The following is a 25,029-nucleotide window of genomic DNA, read 5'->3' on the forward strand; positions in this document are numbered from 1 at the left end:
GAACTCCGGCGGGTGAGAAGCGGGCACGAACGACATCCTTCCCGGCGGACGAGGTCCGCCTCAGAGGAGGTGTCCGGCCTCAGGGGCCAAGCTCAGCTGTCGTTGTCACGGACCGTGACGAAGCTGACGGCTTTGGTCGGAGGCCGGGTTACGCGGGAACACAGCATCGCGGCTGGTTATCCGAGGTCCTCCAATACGTCGGCCGCACCTGTGTCAAGGATCGCCCGGCCGTAGTACCGATCGCTGGTCATCGACGGCTTGGCATGGCCGAGCTGGTCTGCTGCGGCGCGACTCGAAAGACCGGCTCCGTCCATCATCGAAGCCACCGTCTTGCGGAAGACATGGCTCGTGACCCATTCGTAGCCGCTCGCGATCAACGCCTCCTTGAGGTCGGCCTGGGTATTGGACGGGTCGCGCAGCCCGCCATTGGTGGCGGGGAACACCAGCGGCTCGGAGGTCGTGTCCTGGGGTCTGCGCCGCCGCAGCATCTCGACTGCCCACGTGGGCAACCGGAGTCGGCGGCCCTTCACCTTCGACGACGGGTCACGACGGACTTGCAGCCCCTTGCCTCGTTCGCGAACGACCATCCCGCCCGTCCGAACGGTGCCGGACTCGAGATCAACGTCATCCCAGCCCAGGGCGCAGATCTCGCCAATCCTCAGGCCCGTGGCAAACATCGCCGATACGAGGTCCGGGATATCGCGGCGTACTGCGACCTCGTCGTAGGTGAGCAGGGCACGGAGCTGACGTGCCTGCGGAGCGGTAAGGGCGACGGGGTCCTTCTTCGGTGCGCCGGAGAGGCGTGGGGCGTCTCGGACGGGGTTCCGGTCGAGGGCGTCGTGCCTCAACGCCAAGCCGCACATCCCCGACAGCACCGTCCGCACGAGCTTCGTCACCGCGACCCCGTGCCGCTCGCGCACAGCCTTGAGGTGACGGTCGACAACGCCTGTGCTGAGCTCACGGACGCGGAGGCTGCCGAGGGAGGGCTTCACCTGGCGATCGAGGCGGTCGCGATACGCCCGGAGCGTGCCCGGTGATTTGGCGCCGTCGTCGATCTCCGACCACCACGCCTCGGCGAGGGCATCGACCCGAGAGTCCGGGGTGATCTCCGCGCCTCCGTCGATGCGGACGCGGTCGCGCAGGGCCTCGGTGAGCGCGCGTTTCGCGGCGTTCTCCGTCGGCCCGTTCCTCTGCACCTGCCTTGTTACGCCGTCCCAGTCCCTGAACAGCGTTCGCGCCCACCACACGCCCCCTCGATCGTAAGTGCGTATCGAGGAGTACGTACCCAGCGGCATGGCGGGGCGGCCCATGAGTCACATTTTAGTCACAGGAAACGATGACGATCCAAGCGCAACGCTGATGGACATGGTCGACAGTTCGCCCAGCTCAGAGCTAGTAGCGAGCAGTCTTCGCAAGTGATGAGAAGCGCTGAAGTAAATCGCAGGAGTTACTGGTTCGAGTCCAGTCGGAGGAGCTTCTCCCCAGCTCACAGGCCTAATCCGGCCTGTCGCGCGCGGTCCGCGCCCCACCCGACTTCCACCATTCGTCGACGTCTGGTCTGGTCCCTGGCGCCGCGGAGCCCGAGCGGCCCGCGTGCGCGCTCGCGATCTACCGCCGGAGATAGATGCGGATGGTCGTGCCGTGACACGCGGCGTGGACGCGGACGAGGTCGGCGACGTGGTTCACCAGCAGCAGGCCTCGTCCGCCCACCTGTCCCGGCCGGGCAGGGCGGCGCCCCACCAGTGGATCGTCGAGCCGGCCGGCGTCCTGCACCTCGCCGACCAGGTGGGCCTCGTCGATCCACACCCGGAGCGCGCATTCGCCCGTCGCGTGCTCGATGCTGTTGGTGATCAGCTCGTTGATCGCGAGCTTGAAGTCCCCGACCCGGTCGGGGGTCAGGCCGGCCCGCCGTGCCTCGGCCACGGCCAGCGCCCGAGCCTGCGACAACGTCCGGATGTCGACCTGCATCGCGGACGGTCGACGTGGCGGCTCGGGGAGGACCTCATTGTAGTCGGAGAGCACGCGATGCGGCTCGTAGTGCCCGCTCGGGCGGGGCCCGGCGGGTCCGATCACCGTCGGGTGCGTTCGTTCGGCGTCGGCCACGACGCGCTCGGGTAGGCCGTTCACGTCGTAGGGGCAGAGGATGTCGACGGGCCTGCCGGCGAAGGCCTGGTTGATCAAGGCTTCGTGTTGCACGCAGGCCGGGTACTCGACCTCGCTCCGACCGGGCCAGACGGGCTCGCCGATGATCCGGACCCGGTCGGCGCCGACATGGTGGTCGGCGAAGGCGAACAGGACCTCGGGCAGGATCCGGCCCGGGTTGCGACCCGCCTGCGTCATGTCGATCAATCGGACCCGACCGGCGGATCCGCCCAGGGCCGCCCGCAGCGGTTCCAACTTCGAACCCGGCACGGCCGCCGCCACCGGGCCGCCGGCCCGGAGACCCTCGGCGATGAACGACAGCGTGCCGGCGAGGTACTCGTCCAGCCCTCGGTAGAACAGGGCGGGATGCCGGAACCACCCACCGTCCTCGGCGACGGGGGGTGGGAGTAGCGCAGTCACGGCTGGGTCCTGTCGACGAGAAGGCCGGGAACCCCGCTCGGCCAGCATGTGTCGAACACACGGAGGAACGTCGGACCCGGGTCGATCAGTCGGAGGTGGCTGCCGGGCGGCAACCGCTCGGACGCGGCGACCAGCATCGCCACCGCTCGAACGCTGACGAACCGCAGATCGGCCACATTCATTCGCCCGCCTCGCCCGCCCGAGGCGATCCGATCCAGAGCGGCGGCCCAGAAGTCGTGGTTCCGGACGTCGATCACGCCACGCACCCGCCAGCCCCCGTCGCTCAGCGCGATGATGTCGACCATCCCGGTGGGGTCGCCGCCGTCGAGGACCGGTTTGTGTGGGTGACGGGTCTGGAGGCGCCCTCGCGGCCCCGCGTCCCGGGTCTTCACAGGATGGGCGTCGGGTGGTGTCCCGTCTGCCATCCAGGAAGTCTAGGTGCGGCCGGCCCGGGCGGGCACCGCTGCATTCGGGCAGACCCCTCCTCGGCGGCCTGCTCCGTTCAGCCGCAGCACTTCACCGCCGCGTCGTCCGTCGGCTCGGCAGGGGTCCCGCACTCGCACTCCGCGTCCGGTGACGTACCGGTCGGGTGGATCGAGGTGGCGTCGGGGGCGTCGGCCTTGACGGTGTAGACCTCCCACGGCTCCTGCCCGGGGCCGTGCACCCAGACCTTGTCCTGCAGCGCGTAGCAGCAGGTGGTGTCGTTCTCGACCTGCGTGAACAGACCCAGCTCGGAGAGGCGGGCGGTGGCGGCGTCGACCTCGCCGGTGGTCCCGACCTCGACGCCGAGGTGGTCCATGACCGTCGGGCGGCCGGGCTCGCCCTCGATGAGCACCAGCTTCAGCGGCGGCTCGGCGATGGCGAAGTTGGCGTAGCCGGGGCGGAGCTTGGCCGGCTCCACCCCGAACAGGGACCGGTAGAACGCGATCGAGCCCTTCAGGTCGGAGACCCGCAGGGCGAGCTGGACAGGGGACACGGCGCGCTCCTTGTTTCGATGGTTGTCGAGACATGAGGTTGCACCCTGGTTCGAGGTTCGTCAACATAGGCGTATGTCGAAGCAAGACCTGTCGGTCGTCGACCTGAGCGCGCCGGTCTGCTGCACGCCGCTGACCAGCGAGCCCCTCGACGCGCAGCGCGCGGTGGAGCTGGCGCGGGTGTTCAAGGCGCTGGGTGACCCGGTCCGGCTGCGGCTGTTGTCGCTGATCGCCTCGCACGAGGGTGGCGAGGCGTGCGTGTGCGAGCTGACCGGGGTGTTCGACCTCACGGGGCCGACGATCAGCCACCACCTCAAGGTCCTCAAGGAGGCCGGGCTGATCACCGGTGAACGGCGCGGGACCTGGATCTACTACCGCGTCTCACCCGGCACGCTGCGCATGCTCGGCGACGTCCTGACCCCGTCCGTCCTGGTCGGCGAGCCGGCGGTGTAGCCGTGGCCGGCCCGGGACGGGTCTGCCCGGTGGCCTACCGCTACCGGCCCGAGGACCTCGCCGAACCTCCCGCGTTCGCCTGCACGACCCTGTTCGTGGTCGGCGGGCTCTACGGCAACCCGCACGCACTCGACGCGGTCCTGGCCCGCGCGGCCGCCGAACCCGCCCCTCCCGAGATCGTGTTCAACGGCGACTTCCACTACCTCGACGTCGACCCCGACCACTTCCGGGCGGTGGAGGCCGGGGTGCACGCCCACCACGCGACCCAGGGCAACGTCGAGTACGCCCTGGTCGCCGACGACGACACCGTCGGCTGTGGGTGCGACTACCCCGACTACGTCGCCGAACCGGTGGTCGTCAACTCCAACCTGGTCGTCGAGCAGCTCCGCGCGAGCCCCGCCCTGAAGGACGACGCGGTCCGACGCCGCCTGGCCGAGCTGCCCCGGCACCTCACCGTGCTCGTCGGGGACCACCGGGTGGGGATCGTGCACGGCGACCCGGAGAGCCTGGCCGGGTGGCGGCTGGCGCTCGAGGCCCTCGACCCACCGGACCGGGACGCCCGCGCCCATGCGTCCTTCGCCGGACCGACCACGACGGCCGAGCAGGTGGTCGACTGGTGCCGCCGGGCCGAGGTCGACGCGCTGTGCTGCACGCACACCGGCCTGCCCTACGCCCAGGACCATCCGCACGCCGGCCGTCGCCTCCTCGTCGCGAACAACGGGTGCGCAGGCCTGCCGAACTTCGCCGGCACCCGCGTCGGCGTCCTCACCCGCCTGTCGGCCGATGTGCGCCCGCCCGGCGACAGCCTCTACGGGACCACTCTCGACGGCCTGCGCGTCGACGCCCTGCCCGTCCGCTACGACCACGAACGCTGGCAGGCCGACTTCCTGCGCTCGTGGCCGCCCGGTTCACCTGCCCACGACAACTACGCCACCCGCATCGAGCAGGGGACCTGGCTGACGGTCGACCACGCCGCCCGCGGCACGGTCGCCGTCACGCGCTGATCCGCGCCACCGTCCGGGCGGCGCGGTCAGCAGCAGTGCCGCCCCTTCCAGGCCTCGCGCCCTTCCCGGACCGCGACGGCGGCGATGACCAGTGCCGCGATCGGGTCGGCCCAGGACCAGCCGACGAGGCCGTTCAGCAACAGCCCGACGAGCAGGACCCCGGACAGGTAGGTGCAGAGCAGGGTCTGCTTGGAGTCCGCGACGGCGCTGGCCGAGCCGAGCTCCCGACCGGCCCGGCGCTGCGCGGCGGACAGCAGCGGCATGATCACGAGGGAGAGCGCGGCCAGCACGATGCCGACCGTCGAGTGTTCGGGCTCGTCGGCGCCGAGCAGGCTGCGCACCGACTCCACCGTGACGTACGCGGCGAGGGCGAAGAACGACAGGGCGATGACCCGCAGTGCGGCGCGTTCGCGCTTCTCGGGGTCCGAGCCGGAGAACTGCCAGGCGACGGCGGCCGCGGAGGCGACCTCGATCACCGAGTCCAGGCCGAAGCCGATCAGTGCGGTGGAGGAAGCGACGTGTCCCGCGCTGATCGCGACGACGGCCTCGACGACGTTGTAGGTGATCGTCGCCGCGACCAGCAGGCGCACCCGGCGGGTCAGGACGGCGCGACGGTCGGGCCTTGCCGCGACGGCGGGGAGGGCCGAAGCGCTGCAGCAGTTGTCCGTGCAGCCGGGGCTCTCGGCGTCGGGTGCGGACCGGCCGGTCTCGGTCACGGCCGCCCGGCCCGGGGTGCGGGGGAGCGGTCGTCCTCGTCGAGGCAGGCCGGGCCCGTGTCGACGGCCAGGACGACGGCCAGCAACTCGTGCAGGGCACGCGCGAGGTGGGGATCGGAGATCTCGTAGCGCACCTGCCGCCCCTGGTAGGAGGCGGCGACCAGGCCGCAACCGCGCAGGCAGGCCAGGTGGTTGGACACGTTCGGCCGGGTGAGGCCGAGCCGGCCGGCGAGCTCCCCGGGAAAGCCCGCGCCGTCGAGGAGGGCGACGAGGATGCGGCACCGGGTCGGGTCCGCGAGGGCCTTCCCGACCCGGGCGAGCGCCGCCTCCCGCGTCTCACCGGTCAGCATGCGCTGAACTATAAAGCATGGGCTGAATTCTGAGAACCCGCGCGCACGGGCTTGACCTTGACACCGTGACAAGGTCTTGAATCGCGGGCGGAGGTGATCGAGATGACGAGAGTCCACGAGGGGGCGGGCCCCGCGCTGAGGTCGGCCCTGGAGAGTCCTGCCGCGTCGGGCCGCCTGCACGCGGCCCTGACGGCCGGGATGCACCCGAACCCCGAGTACGTCGAGGTCCTGGTCGAACGGTGCGCGGTCGAGCCCGACTTCTCCGTCCGCGACATGCTGACCTGGGCGCTCACCCGGCACGACGCCTCGGTCACGGTGGAGCGGTTGCTGTCCGAGCTCGGGTCGGAGGTCCCGCAGGGGCGGAGCCAGGCCCTGCACACGCTCTCGAAGATCGGCGACGCGCGGACGTGGCCGGCGATCACCGTCGAGCTCCTGACGGACGAGGACGACGAGGTCGCCCGTACGGCATGGCGCACCGCCGCCGCACTCGTCCCCGAGGGTCGTGAGACCGAGCTCGCCGCGACGTTGTCCACCCAGTTCGACCGGGGGGACGGCGAGGTGCAGCGGAGCCTGAGCCGGGCCTTCGTCGCCCTCGGGGACGCGGTCCTGCCCGTCGTCGAGCGTGCGACGACCGCCCGTGACCCGGGCGTGCGCGCGCACGCGATCGCCACGACGCGGCTCATGCAGCATCCCGACGAGGGGTTCGACGCCGCGATCGCGGAGGCCCGCCGGGTCGTCGCGCTGCGCGGGGCCCCGCTCGTCGGGGAGCACGCGGAATGCTGATCGGTGAGGTCTCCGCGCAGTCCGGGATCAGCGCCCGGATGCTGCGCCACTACGACCGCATCGGGCTGGTGTCGCCGACCGGGCGGACGCAGGGCGGATATCGGCAGTACTCGGACGACGACGTCCGGCGCCTGTTCCACGTGGAGGGCCTCCGCTCGTTGGGGTTGAGCCTGCAGGACGTCGCGGACGTGCTCGGCGACCTCTCGTTCAGCCCGGCCGCGATGGTCGAGCAGCTCGTCGCCCGCACGCACGACCGCCTCGCGCGGGAGGAGGAGCTCCTGCGCCGGCTCGGGCAGGTCCAGGCGAGCGACCCGGCCGCGTGGTCGGACGTGCTGCGGACGATCGGCCTGATGCGGGGGCTCGACGCCGGCGATCCCTCGGCCCGTCAACGCTTCGCCCTCTCGCTCACCGGCGAGGGGGACCGCGACTCCGTCCCCCTCGCCGAAGCGGCGTTGAAGGAGTCCGACCCGAACGTCGCCGGCGCGCTCGACTGGGCCCTCGCCCGGCTCGGGGACAGCGCGATCCCGGTCCTGGCGGAGGCTCTGGACTCACCGGTCGCCGAGCGGCGACATCGCGCGCTGGCGGCACTGGTCAAGATCGGTTCGCCGCGTGCCTCGGCCGTCCTGGCCGACGCGTTCCGGCATCCCGACCCCGTGGTGAGCGGACGTGCCGCCCTCGTGCGTGCCGCATGCGGTGAGGCGGACGCCGTCCCTGCGCTCGTCGCCCTCGTCGTCGAGGGACGCGACGACGTCGACGCCGCGGATGCACTCGGGGCGCTCGCCTCCCGGCACGGTCGGGCGGACGAGATCGCACGCGCGATCGCGGACGAGCTCACCGGCGCTACCGGCGCGGCCCGGCGGCGACTGGCATCGGCACTCGCCGACGTCCCCGGACCGCGGGCGGAGGCGACGCTGACCGGCCTCGTCGACGATCCCGACCGCGGCGTGGCACTCACCGCCACCTTCCTGCTCCAGGCCCGGCGGTCCGACGACTGAGCGACTCCTCGTCCGGGCCTGGCCCACCCGGACGAGGAGCGGGATCGTGGCGAGGTGTTATCCCGCCGTTCTCCCGCCGACCCTGCGGCTGCCTCGTCCGCGGCCGCTCGTCGGAGTGCGTCGCGGGCCGTCACCCGGGCCGCGGTGCTCGCGGTCGCGGTGACAGTCGCCGTGCTCGTCTCGCCGATCCCGACCCACACGTGGCAGGCGACGGCCGTGACCGCTGCGATCGGCGCGATCGGGGCTGCGCTCGCGGCATCCGGTCGCCTCGGGCGGGTCGGCGCACGCACGCGGGTCACGCCCCGATCGGCGGCACCGTGGGTCGCGCTCGTCGTCGCCGTCACCGCGCTGGAGATCGGTGCGCTGCTCTACGGCTACCGGCCGGAGTTCCCCACGATCAGCTACCTGGTGGGGCCGGAGTTCGTCGACCGCGCGGTCCGGCTCGTCGGCTACGTCGCCTGGATCTGCGGCGGGTACTGGCTGGCCCGGCGATGACCGGGTGGGACGCGACGATCGCCGCGTACCTCGCCGTCGTCGTGCTGGCCGGCGTCGTCGAGCTGGTCGGGAGGCGTCCCGGCACCGCGACGCCGACCTTCGGCGAGCTGGTCTCCGCGATCGCGATCACGCTCCCCGGCCGGATCGCGCTGTTCGCGTGCTGGTGGTGGGTGGGCTGGCACTTCCTGGCCCGCAGCAGCGCCCGCGTCGCTCCCCACCTCGTCGACCTGCCCTGACGGTAGCCGCCGGGCTCGCTCCCGAGCCGAGTGCATAGGGTGTCGCGGTGCAGCTGACGGTGACCCGGCGGACCGGCGATCGCGAGTGGACCTGGACCGTGGTCGACGAGGAGGGCTTCGTCGTCTCCGGAACCGCGAACAGCCGTCGGCGGGCGCGGGACATCATCGCCTGGGTACAGACGGAGATGCGCTTCCCGCCCATGCTGCGGCCTCAGGCCGGGATGCACCGGCACCTGGCCTTCAAGCTCCCGCTCGTGGACGACTGACCTCAGCGTCGCGGTGCCGGTTCGGCCGGCGCCGAGGCGGACGTGCCCGAGCGCACGGCGCGGGCGATCAGCACCCCGAGCTCGTGCGGGTGCGTGAGCGGGGCCATGTGGTCCAGACCGGGCAGTGTGACCGCTTCCGCGCCGGGCACCATCGCCGCGAGCAGCTCGACGTCCTCGCGGAACCAGGGCCGGGTCCCCGTGCCGGCCACGACGCAGGTCGGTGCCGTGATGCGCGTGCCCTCGGCGGGGCCGAAGTCCCACGCCCGCAGGGCCGGGAACTCGTCGGTGAAGAAGAAGGCGGACTCCCGGACGGCGGCGGCGATGCCGTCGTCACCCAGCCGTTCGCGCAGCCCCTCGCGGTACCCCTCGCCGCCCATGCCCGCGAGGAAGAGGTCGAACGCGGTCGCGGTGTCGCCCGCCCTCGCCGCGGCCAGCGCGGGCCTGACGAAGCGGGGGACCAGCTCGTCGCGGAGGGGCCCGGCCGGCTGCGCGGGTTCGTAGAGGATCAGGCCCGCCACGAGCTCGGGGGCGTCGAGCGCGAGCTGCAGCCCCATGCAGCAGCTGGAGGAGTGGCCGACCCAGTGCGCGCGTTCCACGCCGAGCTCCCGCAGCAGTGCGGCGCAGGCCCGGGCGTGGTCGCCGATGGTGAGGTGCCCGGCCGGCGGCGGCCCCCGTCGTAGCCGGGGCGCAGCGGCCGGATCACCCGGAACCCGTCGAGCGCCGGGTCCGCGAGGAGCGGCCCGAACCATCCCCCGAACACCCCGGCGTGGACGAGGAGCACGACCTCCTCCCCGGCCCCGCGCTCGTCGTACAGGAGCCCTGCCGCCCTGTTCATGAGCCCGCCCGTCCTCGAGATCCTGGCCCCGGAATTCATCCGAGTGTCGCTGGTATGAATCGAGAAGGAGTAGGGTCCTCGCGGTGGCCGACCCTGTCAACCGCCGCCGGTACCGCTCGGCGCTCCGCGCGGACCAGGCGCGGGAGACCCGGAGGCGGATACTGGCGGCGGCCGAGTCCCTGTTCGTGGTCCGGGGGTACGCGGGCACCACCGTCGCCGCGGTCGCCGAGGCCGCCGGGGTCGCGCCCGACACCGTGTACACCGTTCTCGGCGGCAAGCGGGGACTCCTCGACGGGGTCATCGCGCACGAGAGCGAGGATCCCGACGATCCGGTGCAGGCCGACCAACGGCGCAGGCGCGACGAGCTCGGCGCCCTCCCCGACCCCGTCGAGCGGCTGCGGGGGCTGGTCGCCCTGAGCTGCGAGACCCTGGCCCGGACCAGCCCGGTTCACCTGGTGATCAGGGGCGCGGCGGACGGGCACCCCTTCGCGGCCGAGCTGCGCGCCCGCATGCTGCGCCGCCGGCTCGACATCCAGCGCCGCCACCTCGCCACCCACCTCGGCGGGGCGTTGCGGGACGGGCTCGGCGCCGAGGAGGCCGCCCGCCGGTACAGCGCGCTGCTCTCGCCGGAGCTGTACCACCTGCTCACCACGGAGTGCGGGTGGACCGCGGCGCAGTACGAGGGGTGGGTCGTCGATCTCCTGCAGCACGATCTGCTCGGACCGCGCCCCACCGCTCGCGCGGATCCCGGGCCCCCGTGAGCGGGCCGGGCGTCCGGATCCGTGTGTCCGGATCCGGTCAGCGCGTGCCCGGAGGTACGCGGGGCCGTACCGTCGACGGCACCGCCGCATCCGTGGCAGGCGAGGAGTCCGGCGCGATGGACGAGTGGCACGGCGCGCGCGAGCATGGACGTGCTGGTCCGCATGCGGGAGCGCCGGCCCCGGCGGTCGCCCTGACCGGGTTCGGTGACCGGTGTGGCGGTCGGACGCACGGCACACCACGGAAGCGGAGGAGGTTCGGATGCGCGGCGACGAGCGTGCGGACAGGAGCGAGTCGCTGAGACGGCAGACGGCCCGGCTGCGGGCGGAGGGGGAGCGCGTCGCGGCGCAGGTGGCGGCGCTCGCCGCGCAGCGGGCGAGCATCGAGGACGAGGTCGCGTCCACCCTGGACCACTCGGCGCAGGTGCGGCCCGCCGACGCCGACCGGCTCCGGGGCCTCGCCGAGCACGCCCGGGAGTCGGCGCGGCACGAGCGCGCGGAGGCCCTGCGCTGGGCGAAGTACAGCCAGACGGGCGGCGCAGAGGACCGGACGCCGTAGAGCTGCGCCGATCGGGGCTGGCGGGTCGTGCCCGCACGGCAGGTCCGCCCCGTCGCGCCGCCGACCGGACGGGTGCCTCGGATGGCCGTAGCGGGACGGCCCGGCTCGGGCGGACACTCGGCCACCGCGCCGCACCGCGCCGGGCCGCGGTGGAGCGCCACAATGCTGGGGGCGTCGTGTGCGCGTGCGAGAGATCGTTGCCGGGGGGCCTGCTGCTGACGCTGCGGCGCCCGTGCCCCGACGTCGTCGTGGTGTCCATCGAGGGCGAGGTCGACCTGTCGAACTGCCCGGAGCTCGACGGCGTGGTGATGCGGGTGGCGGCCGCCCCCGGGGTCGAGCGCGTGGTCGTCGACCTGACCGCTGTCGGGTTCTTCGCGGCGTGCGGCGTGCGCTGCCTGGACCGGCTGCAGACGCGGCTGGCCGCCGGGAGGCACCGGATGCAGGTGGTGGTGTCGCCGGACTCCGGGACGGTCCGGCGGGTGCTCGACCTCGTCGACGGGTTCGAGATCGTCGACTCGCTGGCGGAGACCGGCGCGACGTGCTGAGGCGGCGCTGGCCCTCGGGTCAGGCCCGCCGCACCTCGTCCAGCCCCGCCGCCAGGTGGGCGAGGGCCTCGTCGACCTCGTGCCGCAGGACGGCGAGCGGTGGGGCGTGGTCGTGCCCGGCGTCGTCCTGGTCGGGGCCGGACGCGTGGTCGAGCCAGCGTTCGAGGACGACCCGCAACGCCGCCAGCGCCGCGGCCGCGCACAGCTGCGGGTAGATCGGCCGCGGACCGCCTTCCGCCCACGGCACGCCGACACGGTCGGCGACGGCCCGGGCGAGCGCCTGCTCCTGCGCCGTGAGCACCGCCATCTGCTGCGGCACCAGCGAGGGGCTCTCCCGCATGAGCCGCAGCGCGCGGAGGTGGTCGCGGCCCGCCGCGTCGTGGCGGTCCATCACCACGAGGACCGCCTCGCGCAGCGCCGGGAGCACCGACTCCGCGGCCGGCCGGGCCCGGAACTCGGCGACGAGCGCCTCCGCCCCCGCGGCCGCCGCCGCGACGACCGCCTCCTCCTTGCTGGAGTAGTGGTTGAAGAAGGTGCGCAGCGCGATGTCGGCCTCGGTCGCGATCTGCTCCACGGTGATGTTCTCGACGCCGTGCCGGACCGCGAGCCGCAGCGCCGCGTCCCGCAGCGCGGCGCGGGTGGCGAGCTTCTTGCGCTCCCGGCGGCCGACCTCCGGGGGCGCGGGCGCGACGGGCGGAGTGGGCGGTGCCGGCCCTGCCATCGGTCCCCTCTCGTGGCCCGTCGTCGTGGCCGCACATTATGACGACCGGCCGGGCGCGGCCCGGCCGGTCGACCACCTGCCGTCAGGTCGGTGTCACGCCCAGGTCACCGGCAGCGAGTGCACGCCGAAGATCAGCATGTCGTTGCGCAGCGGCACCTCGGCGGCCTTCGCGGCGAGCCGCAGGTCCGGCAGCCGCGTGACCAGCTCGGCGAAGCCCACCCGCATCTCGATGCGGGCCAGCTGCTGGCCCAGGCACTGGTGGACGCCGTGGCCGAACGCCAGGTGCGATGCGCGCTCGCGGCCCAGGTCGAGCCGGTCCGGGTCCGCCCAGTGCCGGGTGTCGCGGTTGACCTCGGGCGTGGCGACGACGACCGTCGCCCCGGCCGGGATCTCGACGCCGCCGACCGTCACGGCCTCGGTGGCGATCCGGCTGACGCCGAGCTGGATGATGCTCAGGTACCGCAGCAGCTCCTCGACCGCGGTGTCGATCAAATCCGGGTCGGCGCGCAGGGCCGCCAGCTGGTCCGGGTTCTCCAGCAGGGCGAAGGTGCCCAGGGCCAGCATGTTCGCGGTGGTCTCGTGCCCGGCGCCGAGCAGCACGAGGGCGACGTCGATCAGCTGGGCGTCCGTCAGCGGCGGGTCGGCCTCGTGGATCAGGCCGGAGAGGATGTCGTCCGCCGGGGTCGCCCGCTTGGCCGCCACCAGCTCGGAGATGAACGTGTAGAGCTCGCCGCCGGCGCGGGCGCGCTCCTCCGGCGTCGACCGGGAGTTCAGGGCGACGGCGGTGTTCTCCTGGAACCGCGCCCGGTCGGCGTAGTCGACGCCGAGCAGCTCGCAGATCACCAGCGACGGCAGCGGCAGCGCGTAGGCGGGGACGAGGTCGGCCTCGGTGCCGGCCGTCTTCATCGTCTCGATGTGCTCGACGGCGATCTCGGTGATCCGCTGCTCCAGCGCCTTCATCCTGCGCACCGTGAACTGGCCGGTGAGCAGCCGCCTGATCCGGGTGTGCTCCGGCGGGTCCATGAAGATGAACATCCCGTCCGTACGCGCCTCGATCGGGGCGGGGCACACCGGCTCGCCGCGCTCGATCGCGGCGGCCTGCGCGGCGGCCTCCTCGGGCGGCATCTGGGTGGCCTCGCGATAGCGGACCCGGTCCGAGCTGAACCTGCGGTCCGCCAGCACCGCGCGGGCCTCCTCGAAGCCGGTGACCAGATAGGCCCGTCCTCCGTTGAGCAGCGGCAACGGCTGCACCGCGCCCTGCCCGCGGCGCCTCTCCAGGCCGGGAGCGGGGTCGAAGGGGCACTCGGTGCGCCGTTCCAGCAGGTCGGCGGGCAGCACCCGGGTCCCCGCGGCGGGCGAGTTCTCCGCGGGCGCGGTGCCGGGGTCGGTAGTGGCGTCCTGCTCGCTCGGGGCACTCATGTGCCTCCTGTTCCGGGTGCCGCCGGCGGGCACCCGTCGTCCGGGTGGACCCAGGCTACCCACGAACGTGCACGCCGTGCAGCGATGCACAGCGTGCACTCAGGTTCGGTGACTCACCGTGGGTCCATCGCCTCCCGCAGGGCGTTCGCCAGCCCGCGCACGGCCCGGCGCACCCCGATCGGCAGGGCGCGGCCCGCCCGCAGCTCGATGGCCGCGCTGTGCAGCACGTTGCCGACCTGAGTGGCCACGGTGCGGTCGCCGATCACCTCGTCCCGGTAGTCGTCGAGCAGCTCGGCGACGGTCGAGTACGCCTCGGCCTCGGCGAGGACCTGGTCGTCGACGGTGGTCTCCCGGTCGTACCGGCTCCGGCCCATCCGTACCTCCGCGCGGTCGTGGTCCGACGGGGGCGCGGCGGCCGGGGTACTTCCCCTACCCCGGCCGCCGCGCGCAGTACGACGGTAGCAGAAGTTCGAACATCAGTTCGAGTCGAGGTGGGGTGTGACCCACGCCCGCCGCGGCGCACCCGTCGGGCATCCTGACGCCCGACGGGCACGGGCCGAGGAGGACGTCGGAGCGGATGGCGGAGACGGGGGGACGCCGGGCCGGCGCGGACCTGCAGGCCGTGGTCGACCAGCTGGCCGACGAGCTGGGCCGCTCGGTGGTGGTGAACGACCCGGTGGTCCGGATGCTCGTGACGAGCCGGCACTTCGGCGACGAGGACGACGTGCGCGTCCGCGCGGTCCTGCAGCGCGACGCCGGGGCGGCCGTCGCGCGGCACGTCCTGGACCAGGGGGTCGCCCGGTGGTCCCGGGCGGGCGTCGTCCCGGAGCGACCGGACCTGGGCCTGCGGGCGCGGCTGTGCGTCCCGATGCGCCACCACGGCGAGCTCCTCGGCCTGCTCATGGTGATCGACGCCGACGGTAGCCTCACCGACGCGCAGATCCGCCGTCTCGAGGAGGTAGCGGCGGCCGCGGCCGCGCTGCTGGCCCGCGACGAGGAGTCCGAGGAGGACCGCGCCGAGCGCGCCCGGCTCCTCGGCCGGCTGTTGGGCGACGACGTCGCCGCCCGCGGTGCGGCCGTGACCGCCGCGGTGTCGGGCGGCCTGGTGGCCGACGCCGAGCAGGCCGTCGTCACCGTGCTCCGCGCGCCCGGCGCGGCGCGGCCGGAGGTGGCGACCGCCCTGCGGGTGGTGCTCGACTCCGCCGCACACCGCCACCCGCACCGGTCCCTCGCCGCGCCGGTCCCGGGCGGCGGCACCCTGCTCCAGGTCGGTGCCCTGCTCGATCCCGTGGAGGTCCGCACCACGGCCGAGCGCATGGTCGCGGCCGCCGGCCGGCTCCTCGGCGGCACCCAGGGAACGGGCGGGGTCGTGGCGGGGATCGGCGAGGTCGTTCCCGGCCTGCGCTCGGCGTTCCGCTCGGCGCGGCAGGCCAGGGCGGCGGCGCGGGGCGCCCGGGCACTGCCCGGCCTCGGCCCGGTCGCGCAGTGGGAGGCGGTGGGCCCCTACGGGTTCCTGCTCCAGCTGCCCGACGACGTGCTGGGCCCGGCCCTGATCCCGGCGCCCGTCGTGCGCCTGCTGCGGCACCGGAGCGCACCTCGTCTGGTCGCGACCCTGCGCGCCTTCCTCGACCACGGTGGCTCGATGCCCCGCACCGCGGAGGCGCTGCACCTGCATCGCACCTCGCTCTACTACCGGCTCGAGCGGATCACCGAGATCACCGGCCTCGACCTGCAGGACGGCGGCGACCGGCTGCTCCTGCACACGGGTCTGCTGGTCGCCGAGCTGACCGGGAGCGACGGCGAGGACTGACGGTTCTTCCTACGAACCGTGGAATTCCGCTGCCCGAGTTCCGGCGCCCGTCCGTAGCGGGCGGCGTGGCGGCGCCGCGAGACTCGGCCGGACGCGGGCCGGTTCCGGTCCGGCGAGGGCGCAGGGAGGCGGCGGCAGCGATGACGGTGCACGGGACCGGACCGGTCGGACGCCCCCGGTTGGCCGGCCGGACCGCGCTCGTGCTCGGCGGCGGCCACGGTCCGGGCGACGGTGGCCCTGGAGCAGGGGGCACGGTCGGCATCGGCTTCGCCACCGCGACGACGTTCGCCCGGCACGGCGCCGCCACCGTCGTCGTCGACCGGGACGCCGACGCCGCCGAACGCACCGTCGAGGAGATCCGCCGGTGCAGGGGCACGGGCCACGCCGTCGTCGCCGACGCGACCGACCCGGACCAGGTCGAGGAGGCCGTGGCGGAGACCCTGCGCCGGACCGGCCGGCTCGACGTGGTGCACAACAACGTCGGAGCGACCCGGCTCGGCGGGCCCGAGGAGCTCACCCTCGAGCAGTGGCGGGCGACCCTGGCGGTGAACCTGGACAGCGTCTTCCTCAGCGCCCAGAAGACGATCCCGCACCTGCTCCGGCACGGCGGCGCGATCGTCAACGTCTCGTCGACCGCCTCGATCCGCTGGACCGGCTACCCCTATCCCGCGTATGCCGCCGCGAAGGCCGCGGTCAACCAGCTCACCCGCAGCCTGGCGGTGCAGTACGCGGACCGCGGGATCCGCGTCAACGCCATCCTCGCCGGGCTGATCGACACCCCGTTGGTCTACCGGCAGCTCTCGGGCGGCAGGGCGGCCGCCGACGTCCGGGCCGAGCGGGCGGCGCTGAGCCCGACCGGCGCGATGGGTAGCCCGTACGACATCGCCCACGCCGCCCTCTTCCTCGCCTCGGACGAGGCCGCCTACATCACCGGCGCGCTGTTGCCGGTCGACGGCGGGCTGCACGTCCGGGCCGCCTGAGACCGTCCCCCGGCCCTCCACCGACGACGCAGGAGCGACCATGAGCACCTTCACCACCCAGGACGGCGTCGAGCTGGCCTACCGCGACACCGGCCCGGCCGGCGACGCCCCGCCGCTGGTGATGCTGCACGGCTGGGGTCAGACCCAGGCGATGTTCCGGCACCAGGTCGAGGGCCTCGCCCCGCGGCGCCGGGTCGTGACGCTCGACCAGCGCGGGCACGGGGTCTCGGAGAAGCCGCACCACGGCTACCGGATCGCCCGCCTCGCCCGCGACGCCCACGAGCTGCTCGACCACCTGGGGATCGAGCGCGCCGACGTCCTGGGCTGGTCGATGGGCGTGTCGGTGTGGTGGAGCGTCGTCGACCAGTACGGCACCGGGCGGATCCGCCGGTTCGTGGCCGTCGACCAGCCGGCCGCCGTCGCCGCGGTGCCGTGGATGTCGCCGCAGGCGCAGGCGGACAGCGGCGCGATCTTCGACGTCGCCGCGCTGCTGTCGCTGTGCGAGGCGCTGCACGGGCCGGAGGGGGCGAAGGCCACCGAGGACTTCGTGCGCGGCATGTTCGGCGACGAGCCCGACCCCGAGCTCTGGGCGTTCGTCGAGGAGCAGATCAGGCTGACGCCGCCGCACGCGGGCGTCCCGCTGCTGTGGGACCACTGCGCCCAGGACTGGCGGGACGTCCTGCCCCGCCTCGACCGCCCCACCCTCGTGATCGGCTGCGAGGGCAGCCACGTCGACCCGGCCTCCCAGCGCTATATCGCCGAGAACGTGCCCGGCGCCGAGCTGCACGTCTTCCCGCGGGAGGTCGCGAGCTCGCACTTCCCGTTCCTGCAGAACCCGGCCGCGTTCAACGACGTGGTCGAGGCGTTCCTCGACCGGGCCTGACCTCGGGCCGGGCGTGGCGCGACCCCTCGGCCCACGCCCGGCTCGTCCCCACCGCGGGACCGCCCCCTGTGGTCTCGCTGTGAGCCGGGCGCGCGCGGATGTGCCCGGGCGGGCCGTCGTGATCTCCTGACGGCGTCGCTGCCGGGCGGGCGTGCCCGGCCGCACGACGGGACCTCCCGGCCCCGGCAACCCCTCGGCGGGGGCCGGGAGGTGCTCGACCGGCCGTTTTCGTCGGACCCCCGGCTTAGCCTGGCCGTCGTGGACGCCGGGCCCGTCGAGTCGTCGCGCCCGCCGCACCGGGTGGACCCCGACCGTGCGGCGCTCGTGCGCGCCTTCGCCGTGCTCCGCGGCCGGCCGGTCGACGACACGGAGGTGCGGGCGGTCCTCGACAAGGCCGACGCCCTCACCCGCGAGGAGCTGAACACCCTGTGGCGCCGCCACGAGCGGGCCCCGCACACCGTGGACTACCGCTCGCAGCTCGCCCTGGTGCTGCGGTTCGTCGAGCTGGGGCACCAGGGCTGAGGCGGGATCAGCCGGCGGCCGGGGTGTAGGTCAGGTGCACCACGCCGTTGTCCAGGCCCTTGCTGCCGGCCAGGGTCAGCACCCGCCGCGGACCGCCCTCGGGGAACAGCCGCGGGCCCTCGCCGACGGCGACGGGGTAGACGAACAGGTGCAGCTCGTCCAGCAGGCCGTCGTCGAGCAGGGCCTTCACGAGAGTGCCGCTGCCGCTGACGTAGAGGTCGCCGTCGACCCGCGCCTTGAGGTCGCGGATGGTCTCCGGGTCGTACTTGCCGATGATCGTGGAGTTGTTCCAGTCCGCGGTCTGCAGCGTGCCGGACACGACGTACTTGGGGGACTCGTTGAAGAACGGGGCCCCCGGGTCGTCCTCGGCGGTGCGGCCGGACCAGGCCGGCGCGAACTCCTCGAAGGTGGTGCGGCCCAGCAGGATCCCCGTGCACGAGCTCATGAAGCCGCCGATCTCCGCGCCGAGCTCGTCCGTGAACCCGTAGTCCATCGTCCACATCGGGGCGCCGATCACGCCGTCGAGGGTGGTGAACTCGTGGACCTTGATGCGCGCCATGGCGTCCTCCTGGTTCTCGGGCGGCGCCGGGACTCCCGCCCCGGCCGCCGCTGTCGTCGGGCGGTGGACCGCCGTCCGGTCCCGATCTCATCGGTCGTCCGTCGGAAGGATCGCGGCGGGGTGTCCCGGCGCTACCGGGGAACGACGTCCCGACCGGACGGCAGCGGGTACGTTGCGACGGGTGCCCTGCCGCGCACGCCTCCGCCGGGACGGACGGCGGCCGGGCGGCGGGTTTGACCGGCCACTGCGGGGGCACAGGACCCGCGGGCGCCGGACAGCCGTGGTGGGCGCCCCGCGCGGCGGGAGGTGGTGCTCCCGGCGCACGAGGAGCCCCCGCGGGCGCGTCCGCGTCCGCGGGGCTCCTCCGTCCCGGAACCCCGATCCCGTGCGCCCCAGCGTGGTTCGCGCCCGTCCCGGCGGGTACCTGCCTCCGGTCCGCACGGGTTCGACGACCGGAGGTGACCCACATGGCGACCGGGGAGACCGGCTTCAGCGACGTGATGTACGACCTCGTGTCCGTGCAGTACCACGCGCTCAAGGCCGGGCACGACTACGGCCAGTACGTCCGCGACGCCCGCAACGCCGGGTACGACGACGTCGCGTCCTTCTTCGAGGAGGTCATGACGGAGGACTCCCGCCGCGCCGCCCGCTGCCACGAGCTCCTGCGCGAGCTCTCGGCGAAGGAGGACACGGGACGCACCGCCTGACGTGGTGAGCACCGTCGAGGCGACCGCCGTCGAGCCCGCCCACCGCGGGCGTGCTCGACGGCCTCGCCGCCGCGATCGCCGCCGAGCGGGCGGGGACCGCGGAGGCCGAGGCGGCGGGGTAGGGGCCGGGTTCGGTGTCCGGGCGACGGGTACTCCCGGCCGGTGAAGGTCACGAGAGGACTCCTGAACGGGGTGACGGCCGGGGCGGCGGGTACGACCGCCCTCGACGTCGTCAGCGGTACCGACGCGGTGCTGCGGGCGCGACCGGCGAGCCGGGCTCCCGAGCAGCTTGTGGCGGCCGTCGCGGCCCGGGCCGGGGTGGAGGTGCCCGGCGGCCGGTCCGAGCGGCGGAACCGGCTCGCCGCCCTGGGCCCGCTGGCGGGCTCCGCGACCGGGCTGGTCGTCGGCGCCGTCGCGGGCGGGTTGCGCGCGGCCGGGCTGCGGCTGCCCACCGCGGTCGGCGGCCCGCTGCTCGGCGCCGCCGCCATGCTCGCGACGGACGGCCCGCTCGCGCTCACCCGGGTCTCGGACCCCCGCACCTGGTCGGCCGCCGACTGGACGGCCGACGTGCTCCCGCACCTCGCCTACGGCCTGGCCACCCACGCCACCCTCGTCCGGCTCGAGCGCGGCTCGCCCGACTCGTCCGACACAGCCTCCGCCGCTCCGCCCGCACGCCCGTCGACGCTGCTCCGGGCGGCCGCCCTCGGCGCCGCGACGGGTTCCCGCAGCACGGCGGGCACGGCGGCGCTGGCCCTCACCTCACGCACCGGGGACACCGGTGTCGCCGGACGGATCGGCGGGCGCACCGGCACGACCCTGGCCGGCCTGCTGGCCGTCGGGGAGGCCGCGGCCGACAAGCACCCCGCCGTACCCAGCCGGCTCGCGGCGCCGGGCCTGGCCCCGCGCCTCACCCTGGGTGCCACGAGTGCTGCCGCGATGGCCCGGCGCGACGGCGAGGACCCCGCCCTGCCCGGGCTGGTCGGGCTGGCGGGGGCGGCCGGTGCGGCGGTGCTCGGCGCGCGCGCCCGTACTGCCGCCGCGCGCCGCTTCGGCTCCGACCGGCCGGGCGCGGTCGCCGAAGACGTGCTCGCCGCCGCGCTGGCCTGGTTCGGCGCCCGCCGTCGTCGGTCACCCGACACCGCCGAGCAGATGAGGCGCTGAGCTACCCGTCCCGGCGGGCCTCGGCGCCGGACTCGCCGGCCATTCCCTCGTCCTGACCGGCCGCGCGGCCGACGAAGTCCTCGGTGGTGCCGGTCCCGGTCGTCGTCGCGGCGTCGCCCCGCTGGGTCGGCCGGCCGCCGGTCTCGCGGGTCCGGGCGGTGGCCGGGTCGGGACGCACGTCGTCCTCGGCGGTGGGCGGACGACCGAACAGGGACCGCAGCTTCTCGAACATCCACGGCGGATACCCGTGACCCCGGTCACGAACCTGTACTGTCACTCGGCGTCACTGGAACTACGGAGAGTAGTAGTCCTCGTCGACGAGTTTGCTCCGATCGCCAGCGGTGATTCGTCCACCATGAGACCGGCTTGGACACCGCCCGCCGCGGTCCTCTTCGACCGCGATGGCACGCTCGTGGTGGACGTGCCGTACTGCAGCGACCCTTCCGCCGTGCGGCCCATGCCCGGAGCACGCCGGGCCCTGGGCATGCTGCGCGCATCGGGGATCCCGATCGGTGTCGTGTCCAACCAGTCCGGGATCGGGCGCGGCCTGTTGCACCGGTCGGACGTCGACGCCGTGAACCGGGAGGTCGAACGGCAGCTCGGGCCCTTCGCCACCTGGCAGGTGTGCCCGCACGCGCCCGGGGACGGCTGTGCCTGCCGCAAGCCCGCGCCCGGCATGGTGCTCGCCGCGGCCGCCGAGCTGGGCGTGCCGGCGTGCCGCGTCGCCGTCGTCGGCGACATCGGCGCCGACGTCGGGGCGGCCCACGCCGCCGGCGCCGCCGCCGTGCTGGTCCCGACGGCGGTGACGCGCGTCGAGGAGATCCACGCGGCGCCCGTCGTCGCCCCCGACCTGGTCAGGGCGGTGGACCATCTGATGTACGGCCCGTTCGGGGCCGCCGCGTGAGGAAGGTGCTCGTCGCGAGGCTCGACGGCGCGGGGGACGTGCTCCTCGCCGGGCCCGCGGTGCGATCGATCGCGCGCTCGGCGCGGGTGACGATGCTGGTCGGACCCGCGGGGGAGGAGGCCGCCCGGCTCCTGCCGGGGGTCGCCGAGGTCCGCGTGTGGGCCTGCCCGTGGGTGCTGGGCGACCCGCCGCCGGTGCGGCGCAGCGAGATCGACGCGCTGACCGACGACCTGGCCGGCTTCGACGAGGCCGTCGTGCTCACGTCCTTCCACCAGTCGCCGCTGCCGCTCGCCCTGGTGCTGCGGATGGCGGGCGTGCCGCGGATCACCGGCGCCTCGGTGGACTACCCGGGCGCGCTGCTCGACGTCCGGCTGCGGCCGGGCGAGACGCTCGACGAGGACCAGCCCGAACCCGAACGGATGCTCGCGATCGCGGCGGCCGCCGGGTACCCCCTCCCGCCCGGCGACGACGGCCGGCTGGACGTCCGGCTGCCGTATCCGCTCCCGGCGGCCCCGGCGGAGGTGGTGGTGCACCCCGGCGCCGCCGTCGACGCCCGCCGGTGGCCGGCTGGGCACGCCGCCGAGGCCGTGCGGCTGCTGGCCGGCGAGGGGTGGCGCGTGGCGGTGACCGGCGGCCCCGGCGAGCGCGACCTCACCGCGCAGGTCGCCGGCGAGCACGCCCTGGACCTGGGCGGACGCACCTCGATGGCCGAGCTGGCCGCGGTGCTCGCGGGGGCGTCGGCCGTCGTCGTCGGCAACACCGCGGCGGCCCACCTCGCCGCCGCCGTGGGCACCCCGGTGGTCTCGCTGTTCGCGCCGGTCGTGCCCGCGGTGCGCTGGCGGCCCTACCGGGTCCCGCAGGTCCTGCTCGGCGACCAGGACGCCCCGTGCCGGGACACCCGGGCGCGCGAGTGCCCCGTCGCCGGCCATCCCTGTCTCGCCTCCGTCCGGCCCGGCGACGTCGTCGCGGCCGTCCGGCGGCTCACCCGCCCCACCGTTCCCCTCGCCGGACCTCGCACGGAGGAGATCCCCGCGTGAACATCCTGATCTGGCACGTGCACGGCTCCTGGACGACGGCGTTCGTCCAGGGCGCGCACCGCTACCTGCTGCCGACCCTGCCCGAGCGCGGGCCGTGGGGCGGCGGGCGGCCCGCGGCCTGGGACTGGCCCGCGTCCGCCGTGGAGTGCTCGCCCGCCGGGCTCGCGGAGTCCGACGTGGACCTGGTCGTGCTGCAGCGGCCGGAGGAGCTCGAGCTGGCCGCGGAGTGGCTGGGCCGGGTGCCCGGTCGCGACGTGCCGGCGATCTATCTGGAGCACAACGCCCCGCGCGAGGGTGCGGCCACCACGCGGCACCCGATGGCCGATCGCGACGACCTGCTGCTCGTGCACGTCACGCACTTCAACGCGTTGATGTGGGACGCGGGAAGCACGCCCACGACGGTGGTGGAGCACGGTGTCCTCGACCCCGGGCACCGGTACACGGGCGAGGTGGCCTCGGCGGCGACCTGCATCAACGAGCCGTTGCGGCGCAACAGGATCACAGGCACGGACATCGTCGCCCGGTTGGCGGCCGACGTTCCCGTCGACGTCTTCGGCATCGGTACGGACGACCTCGATCTACCGGGTGTCCGGAGCTGCGGCGACCTGCCCCAGCACCGGATGCACACCGAACTGGCGCGCCGCCGCGTCTACCTGCACACCGCGCGCTGGACCTCGCTCGGGCTCTCGCTGATCGAGGCGATGATGCTCGGGATGCCGGTGGTGGTGGTCGGCACCACCGAGGCGCCGGAACGGGTGCCCCCGGCCGCCGGGGTGTGTTCCACCGACTTGCGCCGGCTGCGCCGCGGGCTCACCGACCTCGTCGCCGACCCGGAGGCGGCGGCGACCGCCGGCCGGGCGGCACGCGAGGCCGCGCTCGCCCGGTTCGGCGTGGAGCGCTTCCTGCACGACTGGGAGGGCGTGCTCGCCCGCGTCACCGACACCGCTCCCACCCTCGCCCCGAGACCCGCTCTCACCGGAAGGAGCTGACCCATGCGGATCGCCATGGTGTCCGAACACGCCAGCCCCCTCGCCGAGCCCGGCGGACCGGACTCGGGAGGGCAGAACGTGCACGTCCGGGAGCTGAGCCTGGCGCTCGGCCGGGCGGGGCACGACGTCACCGTCTACACCCGGCGGGACCACCCGGACCTGCCGGAGGTGGTCGCGTTCGGCCCGGGCGCGCGCGTCCGGCACGTCACCGCGGGCCCGGCGCGGCCCGTGCCGAAGGACGACCTCGTGCCCTTCGTCCCGCTGCTGGCCCAGCAGCTGGAGCGGGCCTGGCGCGCCGATCCGCCGGACGTCGCCCACGCGCACTTCTGGATGTCCGGGCTCGCCGCCCGGGGCGCAGCGGGCCTGCTCGGCCTGCCGCTGGTGCAGACCTTCCACGCGCTCGGCCACGTCAAGAAACGCGAGCAGGGCGCGGACGACACCAGCCCGACCGGCCGCATCGCGGCCGAGGAGACGTTGGTGCGCACCGCGGACCGGCTCACCGCGTCCTGTGAGGACGAACTGTTCGAACTGCTGCGCCTGGGCGCCAACCGCCGCCGCATCTCCGTGGTGCCGTGCGGGGTGGACCCCGAGGAGTTCGGCCCGGAGGGACCGACGCCGCGACGCGGCCGCCGGAAGCGGCTGCTCGCGCTCGGGCGGGTGGTGCGGCGCAAGGGCGTCGACGAGGTCGTCAAGGCCCTGCGCGACGTCCCCGACACCGAGCTCGTCGTCGCCGGCGGGCCGCCCGCCCGGATGGACCTGATGGCCGACCCGGAGCTGAACCGGCTGCGCGGGCTGGCCCGCCGGATGCGCGTCGCCGGCCGGGTGCGGTTCCTCGGCGCCGTCCGGCGGCCCGACGTGCCGGCGCTGATCCGCTCGGCCGACGCCGTGGTCTGCGCGCCCTGGTACGAGCCCTTCGGCATCGTCCCCCTGGAGGCCATGTCCTGCGGCCGGCCCGTCGTCGCGACTGCGGTCGGCGGCATGAAGGACACGGTCGTCGACGGCGAGACCGGCCTGCTGGTCCCGCCGCGCGACCCGGAGGCGCTGGGCGCGGCGCTGCGGGCGCTGCTGGAGGACCCGCAGGCGGTGGCCGACTTCGGCGCCGCCGGGCGTCGCCGGGTGCTGTCCCGCTACACCTGGGCGAAGGTCGCCGGCTCCACCGCGGTGGCCTACCGCGAGGCGATCGCCGGCCGCGAGGCCGGGGCCCCGGTGTCGCGCGAGGCTCGGACGGGGGTGCGGTGATGGCCGACGTGAGTCCACACCAGGTCCTGGGCGGGCACGTCGACCGGCTGGAGGCCGCCCTGCCCGCCCTGCGCGCCGCGGCCCCGACCCTCGTGCGGTGGGGCGCCACGCTCGCCGGGCTGCTGCCGGGCGGCGGCCGCCTGCTCGCGGCCGGCAACGGCGGCAGCGCGGCGGAGGCCCAGCACCTCACCGCGGAGCTGGTCGGCCGGTTCGACGGCGAGCGCCAGGCGCTCTCCGCGATCGCCCTGCACGCCGACACCTCGTCGATGACCGCGATCGGCAACGACTACGGCTACGAGGAGGTGTTCGCGCGGCAGGTCCGCGCGCACGGCCGCCCCGGGGACGTCCTGCTGCTGCTGTCCACCAGCGGCCGCAGCCCCAACCTGCTCGCCGCGGCCGACGCCGCGCGCGAGCTCGACATGGACTGCTGGGCCCTCACCGGGCCCGGCCCGAACCCCTTGGCCGGGCGCGCCACCGACGCCGTCTGCCTGCCGGGTGACACCGCGACGGTGCAGGAGTCGCACCTCGCCGCGGTGCACATGCTCTGCCGGGCCCTCGAGGCGCAGC

General features: G+C 74.6%; 31 protein-coding genes and 2 pseudogenes. 21 read left to right on the top strand and 12 right to left on the bottom strand.

Going from position 1 to position 25,029, the window contains the following annotated elements; genetic code table 11:
* Nucleotides 1-176 precede the first annotated feature (176 nt).
* The 4 genes from AB0B41_RS24660 to AB0B41_RS24675 form a co-directional block, all read right to left on the bottom strand.
* Entirely contained in the window at nucleotides 177-1,310 is a 1,134-nt protein-coding gene (locus AB0B41_RS24660; protein ID WP_358207188.1) for a tyrosine-type recombinase/integrase, read from the bottom strand.
* Nucleotides 1,311-1,608: 298 nt separating this feature from the next.
* On the bottom strand, nucleotides 1,609-2,562 hold the full coding sequence (locus AB0B41_RS24665) for a sensor histidine kinase (RefSeq protein ID WP_358207190.1): 954 nt from the start codon (nucleotides 2,560-2,562) through the stop codon (nucleotides 1,609-1,611).
* On the bottom strand, nucleotides 2,559-2,867 hold the full coding sequence (locus AB0B41_RS24670; protein WP_358207192.1) for a hypothetical protein: 309 nt from the start codon (nucleotides 2,865-2,867) through the stop codon (nucleotides 2,559-2,561). The genes AB0B41_RS24665 and AB0B41_RS24670 overlap by 4 nt, the downstream gene beginning before the upstream one ends.
* Nucleotides 2,868-3,064: 197 nt before the next feature.
* A complete protein-coding gene (locus AB0B41_RS24675) occupies nucleotides 3,065-3,538 on the bottom strand; it encodes an ArsI/CadI family heavy metal resistance metalloenzyme (protein WP_358207194.1) in 474 nt (157 codons plus the stop codon).
* 73 nt (nucleotides 3,539-3,611) lie between these two features.
* On the opposite strand from AB0B41_RS24675, the gene AB0B41_RS24680 reads away from it, so the two are divergent.
* Both AB0B41_RS24680 and AB0B41_RS24685 read left to right on the top strand, forming a co-directional pair.
* A complete protein-coding gene (locus AB0B41_RS24680; protein WP_358207196.1) occupies nucleotides 3,612-3,989 on the top strand; it encodes a metalloregulator ArsR/SmtB family transcription factor in 378 nt (125 codons plus the stop codon).
* Between the two features lie 2 nt (nucleotides 3,990-3,991).
* Nucleotides 3,992-4,993, top strand: a complete 1,002-nt coding sequence (locus tag AB0B41_RS24685) for a hypothetical protein (RefSeq protein ID WP_358207198.1) — start codon at nucleotides 3,992-3,994, stop codon at nucleotides 4,991-4,993.
* 26 nt (nucleotides 4,994-5,019) lie between these two features.
* On the opposite strand, the gene AB0B41_RS24690 is transcribed toward AB0B41_RS24685, so the two are convergent.
* Both AB0B41_RS24690 and AB0B41_RS24695 read right to left on the bottom strand, forming a co-directional pair.
* Nucleotides 5,020-5,595, bottom strand: coding sequence for a cation transporter (locus AB0B41_RS24690; protein WP_358207296.1), 576 nt, complete (start codon nucleotides 5,593-5,595; stop codon nucleotides 5,020-5,022).
* 110 nt (nucleotides 5,596-5,705) lie between these two features.
* Entirely contained in the window at nucleotides 5,706-6,059 is a 354-nt protein-coding gene (locus tag AB0B41_RS24695) for a metalloregulator ArsR/SmtB family transcription factor (protein WP_358207200.1), read from the bottom strand.
* Nucleotides 6,060-6,161: 102 nt separating this feature from the next.
* Here AB0B41_RS24695 and AB0B41_RS24700 point away from each other — a divergent pair, with 102 nt between their 5' ends.
* From AB0B41_RS24700 to AB0B41_RS24720, 5 genes are all read left to right on the top strand, one after another.
* Nucleotides 6,162-6,842: a HEAT repeat domain-containing protein gene (locus AB0B41_RS24700; RefSeq protein ID WP_358207202.1), complete on the top strand. Its 681-nt coding sequence runs from the start codon at nucleotides 6,162-6,164 to the stop codon at nucleotides 6,840-6,842.
* The gene (locus tag AB0B41_RS24705) at nucleotides 6,836-7,837 is read left to right on the top strand and encodes a HEAT repeat domain-containing protein (RefSeq protein ID WP_358207204.1); all 1,002 of its coding nucleotides are present in this window, start codon (nucleotides 6,836-6,838) and stop codon (nucleotides 7,835-7,837) included. The genes AB0B41_RS24700 and AB0B41_RS24705 overlap by 7 nt, the downstream gene beginning before the upstream one ends.
* 216 nt (nucleotides 7,838-8,053) lie before the next feature.
* Nucleotides 8,054-8,332, top strand: coding sequence for a hypothetical protein (locus AB0B41_RS24710; protein ID WP_358207206.1), 279 nt, complete (start codon nucleotides 8,054-8,056; stop codon nucleotides 8,330-8,332).
* Nucleotides 8,329-8,568: a DUF6186 family protein gene (locus AB0B41_RS24715; RefSeq protein WP_358207208.1), complete on the top strand. Its 240-nt coding sequence runs from the start codon at nucleotides 8,329-8,331 to the stop codon at nucleotides 8,566-8,568. The genes AB0B41_RS24710 and AB0B41_RS24715 overlap by 4 nt, the downstream gene beginning before the upstream one ends.
* A 47-nt stretch (nucleotides 8,569-8,615) precedes the next feature.
* Nucleotides 8,616-8,834: a hypothetical protein gene (locus AB0B41_RS24720; RefSeq protein ID WP_358207210.1), complete on the top strand. Its 219-nt coding sequence runs from the start codon at nucleotides 8,616-8,618 to the stop codon at nucleotides 8,832-8,834.
* Between the two features lie 2 nt (nucleotides 8,835-8,836).
* Here the strand turns inward: AB0B41_RS24720 and AB0B41_RS24725 are convergent, their stop codons facing one another.
* Nucleotides 8,837-9,583, bottom strand: a complete 747-nt coding sequence (locus tag AB0B41_RS24725; protein WP_358207212.1) for an alpha/beta hydrolase — start codon at nucleotides 9,581-9,583, stop codon at nucleotides 8,837-8,839.
* Between the two features lie 169 nt (nucleotides 9,584-9,752).
* Here AB0B41_RS24725 and AB0B41_RS24730 point away from each other — a divergent pair, with 169 nt between their 5' ends.
* The 3 genes from AB0B41_RS24730 to AB0B41_RS24740 all read left to right on the top strand — a co-directional run bounded on the left by AB0B41_RS24730 (nucleotide 9,753) and on the right by AB0B41_RS24740 (nucleotide 11,531).
* Nucleotides 9,753-10,430: a TetR/AcrR family transcriptional regulator gene (locus AB0B41_RS24730; protein WP_358207214.1), complete on the top strand. Its 678-nt coding sequence runs from the start codon at nucleotides 9,753-9,755 to the stop codon at nucleotides 10,428-10,430.
* 259 nt (nucleotides 10,431-10,689) lie between these two features.
* Entirely contained in the window at nucleotides 10,690-10,986 is a 297-nt protein-coding gene (locus tag AB0B41_RS24735; RefSeq protein ID WP_358207216.1) for a hypothetical protein, read from the top strand.
* A 197-nt stretch (nucleotides 10,987-11,183) separates the two neighbouring features.
* A complete protein-coding gene (locus tag AB0B41_RS24740) occupies nucleotides 11,184-11,531 on the top strand; it encodes an STAS domain-containing protein (protein WP_358207218.1) in 348 nt (115 codons plus the stop codon).
* A gap of 19 nt (nucleotides 11,532-11,550) precedes the next feature.
* Here AB0B41_RS24740 and AB0B41_RS24745 read toward each other — a convergent pair whose 3' ends face one another.
* The 3 genes from AB0B41_RS24745 to AB0B41_RS24755 form a co-directional block, all read right to left on the bottom strand.
* Nucleotides 11,551-12,252 (bottom strand): TetR family transcriptional regulator, encoded by a 702-nt coding sequence (locus AB0B41_RS24745; protein WP_358207220.1) that lies wholly within the window; start codon nucleotides 12,250-12,252, stop codon nucleotides 11,551-11,553.
* Between the two features lie 93 nt (nucleotides 12,253-12,345).
* Nucleotides 12,346-13,671, bottom strand: coding sequence for a cytochrome P450 (locus AB0B41_RS24750; protein WP_358207222.1), 1,326 nt, complete (start codon nucleotides 13,669-13,671; stop codon nucleotides 12,346-12,348).
* A 113-nt stretch (nucleotides 13,672-13,784) separates the two neighbouring features.
* A complete protein-coding gene (locus tag AB0B41_RS24755; protein ID WP_358207224.1) occupies nucleotides 13,785-14,045 on the bottom strand; it encodes a hypothetical protein in 261 nt (86 codons plus the stop codon).
* A gap of 203 nt (nucleotides 14,046-14,248) precedes the next feature.
* Here AB0B41_RS24755 and AB0B41_RS24760 point away from each other — a divergent pair, with 203 nt between their 5' ends.
* The 4 genes from AB0B41_RS24760 (at nucleotide 14,249) to AB0B41_RS24775 (ending at nucleotide 17,866) form a co-directional block, all read left to right on the top strand.
* The gene (locus tag AB0B41_RS24760) at nucleotides 14,249-15,481 is read left to right on the top strand and encodes a helix-turn-helix domain-containing protein (protein WP_358207226.1); all 1,233 of its coding nucleotides are present in this window, start codon (nucleotides 14,249-14,251) and stop codon (nucleotides 15,479-15,481) included.
* Between the two features lie 140 nt (nucleotides 15,482-15,621).
* Nucleotides 15,622-16,461 carry an SDR family oxidoreductase gene (locus AB0B41_RS24765; protein WP_358207228.1) on the top strand — a complete coding sequence of 280 codons (840 nt, stop codon included), beginning with the start codon at nucleotides 15,622-15,624 and terminating at the stop codon, nucleotides 16,459-16,461.
* Between the two features lie 40 nt (nucleotides 16,462-16,501).
* Complete coding sequence (locus tag AB0B41_RS24770) at nucleotides 16,502-17,344, top strand: alpha/beta hydrolase (RefSeq protein WP_358207230.1); 843 nt, start codon at nucleotides 16,502-16,504, stop codon at nucleotides 17,342-17,344.
* A 258-nt stretch (nucleotides 17,345-17,602) separates the two neighbouring features.
* A complete protein-coding gene (locus AB0B41_RS24775; protein ID WP_358207232.1) occupies nucleotides 17,603-17,866 on the top strand; it encodes a hypothetical protein in 264 nt (87 codons plus the stop codon).
* 7 nt (nucleotides 17,867-17,873) lie between these two features.
* Here AB0B41_RS24775 and AB0B41_RS24780 read toward each other — a convergent pair whose 3' ends face one another.
* Nucleotides 17,874-18,425: a dihydrofolate reductase family protein gene (locus AB0B41_RS24780; RefSeq protein ID WP_358207234.1), complete on the bottom strand. Its 552-nt coding sequence runs from the start codon at nucleotides 18,423-18,425 to the stop codon at nucleotides 17,874-17,876.
* Between the two features lie 467 nt (nucleotides 18,426-18,892).
* Here AB0B41_RS24780 and AB0B41_RS24785 point away from each other — a divergent pair, with 467 nt between their 5' ends.
* A complete protein-coding gene (locus AB0B41_RS24785) occupies nucleotides 18,893-19,132 on the top strand; it encodes an acyl carrier protein (protein ID WP_358207236.1) in 240 nt (79 codons plus the stop codon).
* Between the two features lie 162 nt (nucleotides 19,133-19,294).
* Entirely contained in the window at nucleotides 19,295-20,293 is a 999-nt protein-coding gene (locus AB0B41_RS24790; protein WP_358207238.1) for a hypothetical protein, read from the top strand.
* A gap of 1 nt (nucleotide 20,294) precedes the next feature.
* Here AB0B41_RS24790 and AB0B41_RS24795 read toward each other — a convergent pair whose 3' ends face one another.
* Entirely contained in the window at nucleotides 20,295-20,525 is a 231-nt protein-coding gene (locus AB0B41_RS24795; protein ID WP_358207240.1) for a hypothetical protein, read from the bottom strand.
* A 150-nt stretch (nucleotides 20,526-20,675) separates the two neighbouring features.
* Between AB0B41_RS24795 and AB0B41_RS24800 the strand changes: the two are divergent.
* The 5 genes and pseudogenes from AB0B41_RS24800 to AB0B41_RS24820 form a co-directional block, all read left to right on the top strand.
* A pseudogene (locus AB0B41_RS24800) lies at nucleotides 20,676-21,197 on the top strand (HAD-IIIA family hydrolase); the annotation flags it as partial.
* Nucleotides 21,194-22,234, top strand: coding sequence for a glycosyltransferase family 9 protein (locus AB0B41_RS24805; protein WP_358207242.1), 1,041 nt, complete (start codon nucleotides 21,194-21,196; stop codon nucleotides 22,232-22,234). The pseudogene AB0B41_RS24800 and the gene AB0B41_RS24805, both read left to right, overlap by 4 nt.
* A complete protein-coding gene (locus tag AB0B41_RS24810; RefSeq protein ID WP_358207244.1) occupies nucleotides 22,231-23,223 on the top strand; it encodes a glycosyltransferase in 993 nt (330 codons plus the stop codon). Before AB0B41_RS24805 ends, AB0B41_RS24810 begins: the two co-directional genes overlap by 4 nt.
* Nucleotides 23,224-23,226: 3 nt before the next feature.
* Nucleotides 23,227-24,462, top strand: a complete 1,236-nt coding sequence (locus tag AB0B41_RS24815) for a glycosyltransferase (RefSeq protein ID WP_358207246.1) — start codon at nucleotides 23,227-23,229, stop codon at nucleotides 24,460-24,462.
* A pseudogene (locus tag AB0B41_RS24820) lies at nucleotides 24,462-25,022 on the top strand (SIS domain-containing protein); the annotation flags it as partial. The gene AB0B41_RS24815 and the pseudogene AB0B41_RS24820, both read left to right, overlap by 1 nt.
* Nucleotides 25,023-25,029 lie beyond the last annotated feature (7 nt).

It is taken from the genome of Pseudonocardia sp. NPDC049154, assembly GCF_040648315.1.
Classification (GTDB): Bacteria; Actinomycetota; Actinomycetes; order Mycobacteriales; family Pseudonocardiaceae; genus Pseudonocardia.

Coding starts and splice junctions, on each gene's coding strand:
- AB0B41_RS24660 (WP_358207188.1), bottom strand. CDS start 1,310: ATGGGCCGCCCCGCCATGCCGCTGGGTACGTACTCCTCGATACGCACT.
- AB0B41_RS24670 (WP_358207192.1), bottom strand. CDS start 2,867: ATGGTCGACATCATCGCGCTGAGCGACGGGGGCTGGCGGGTGCGTGGC.
- AB0B41_RS24680 (WP_358207196.1), top strand. CDS start 3,612: ATGTCGAAGCAAGACCTGTCGGTCGTCGACCTGAGCGCGCCGGTCTGC.
- AB0B41_RS24695 (WP_358207200.1), bottom strand. CDS start 6,059: ATGCTGACCGGTGAGACGCGGGAGGCGGCGCTCGCCCGGGTCGGGAAG.
- AB0B41_RS24700 (WP_358207202.1), top strand. CDS start 6,162: ATGACGAGAGTCCACGAGGGGGCGGGCCCCGCGCTGAGGTCGGCCCTG.
- AB0B41_RS24705 (WP_358207204.1), top strand. CDS start 6,836: ATGCTGATCGGTGAGGTCTCCGCGCAGTCCGGGATCAGCGCCCGGATG.
- AB0B41_RS24715 (WP_358207208.1), top strand. CDS start 8,329: ATGACCGGGTGGGACGCGACGATCGCCGCGTACCTCGCCGTCGTCGTG.
- AB0B41_RS24725 (WP_358207212.1), bottom strand. CDS start 9,583: ATGGTTCGGGCCGCTCCTCGCGGACCCGGCGCTCGACGGGTTCCGGGT.
- AB0B41_RS24735 (WP_358207216.1), top strand. CDS start 10,690: ATGCGCGGCGACGAGCGTGCGGACAGGAGCGAGTCGCTGAGACGGCAG.
- AB0B41_RS24745 (WP_358207220.1), bottom strand. CDS start 12,252: ATGGCAGGGCCGGCACCGCCCACTCCGCCCGTCGCGCCCGCGCCCCCG.
- AB0B41_RS24750 (WP_358207222.1), bottom strand. CDS start 13,671: ATGAGTGCCCCGAGCGAGCAGGACGCCACTACCGACCCCGGCACCGCG.
- AB0B41_RS24755 (WP_358207224.1), bottom strand. CDS start 14,045: ATGGGCCGGAGCCGGTACGACCGGGAGACCACCGTCGACGACCAGGTC.
- AB0B41_RS24760 (WP_358207226.1), top strand. CDS start 14,249: ATGGCGGAGACGGGGGGACGCCGGGCCGGCGCGGACCTGCAGGCCGTG.
- AB0B41_RS24765 (WP_358207228.1), top strand. CDS start 15,622: ATGACGGTGCACGGGACCGGACCGGTCGGACGCCCCCGGTTGGCCGGC.
- AB0B41_RS24770 (WP_358207230.1), top strand. CDS start 16,502: ATGAGCACCTTCACCACCCAGGACGGCGTCGAGCTGGCCTACCGCGAC.
- AB0B41_RS24780 (WP_358207234.1), bottom strand. CDS start 18,425: ATGGCGCGCATCAAGGTCCACGAGTTCACCACCCTCGACGGCGTGATC.
- AB0B41_RS24785 (WP_358207236.1), top strand. CDS start 18,893: ATGGCGACCGGGGAGACCGGCTTCAGCGACGTGATGTACGACCTCGTG.
- AB0B41_RS24795 (WP_358207240.1), bottom strand. CDS start 20,525: ATGTTCGAGAAGCTGCGGTCCCTGTTCGGTCGTCCGCCCACCGCCGAG.
- AB0B41_RS24815 (WP_358207246.1), top strand. CDS start 23,227: ATGCGGATCGCCATGGTGTCCGAACACGCCAGCCCCCTCGCCGAGCCC.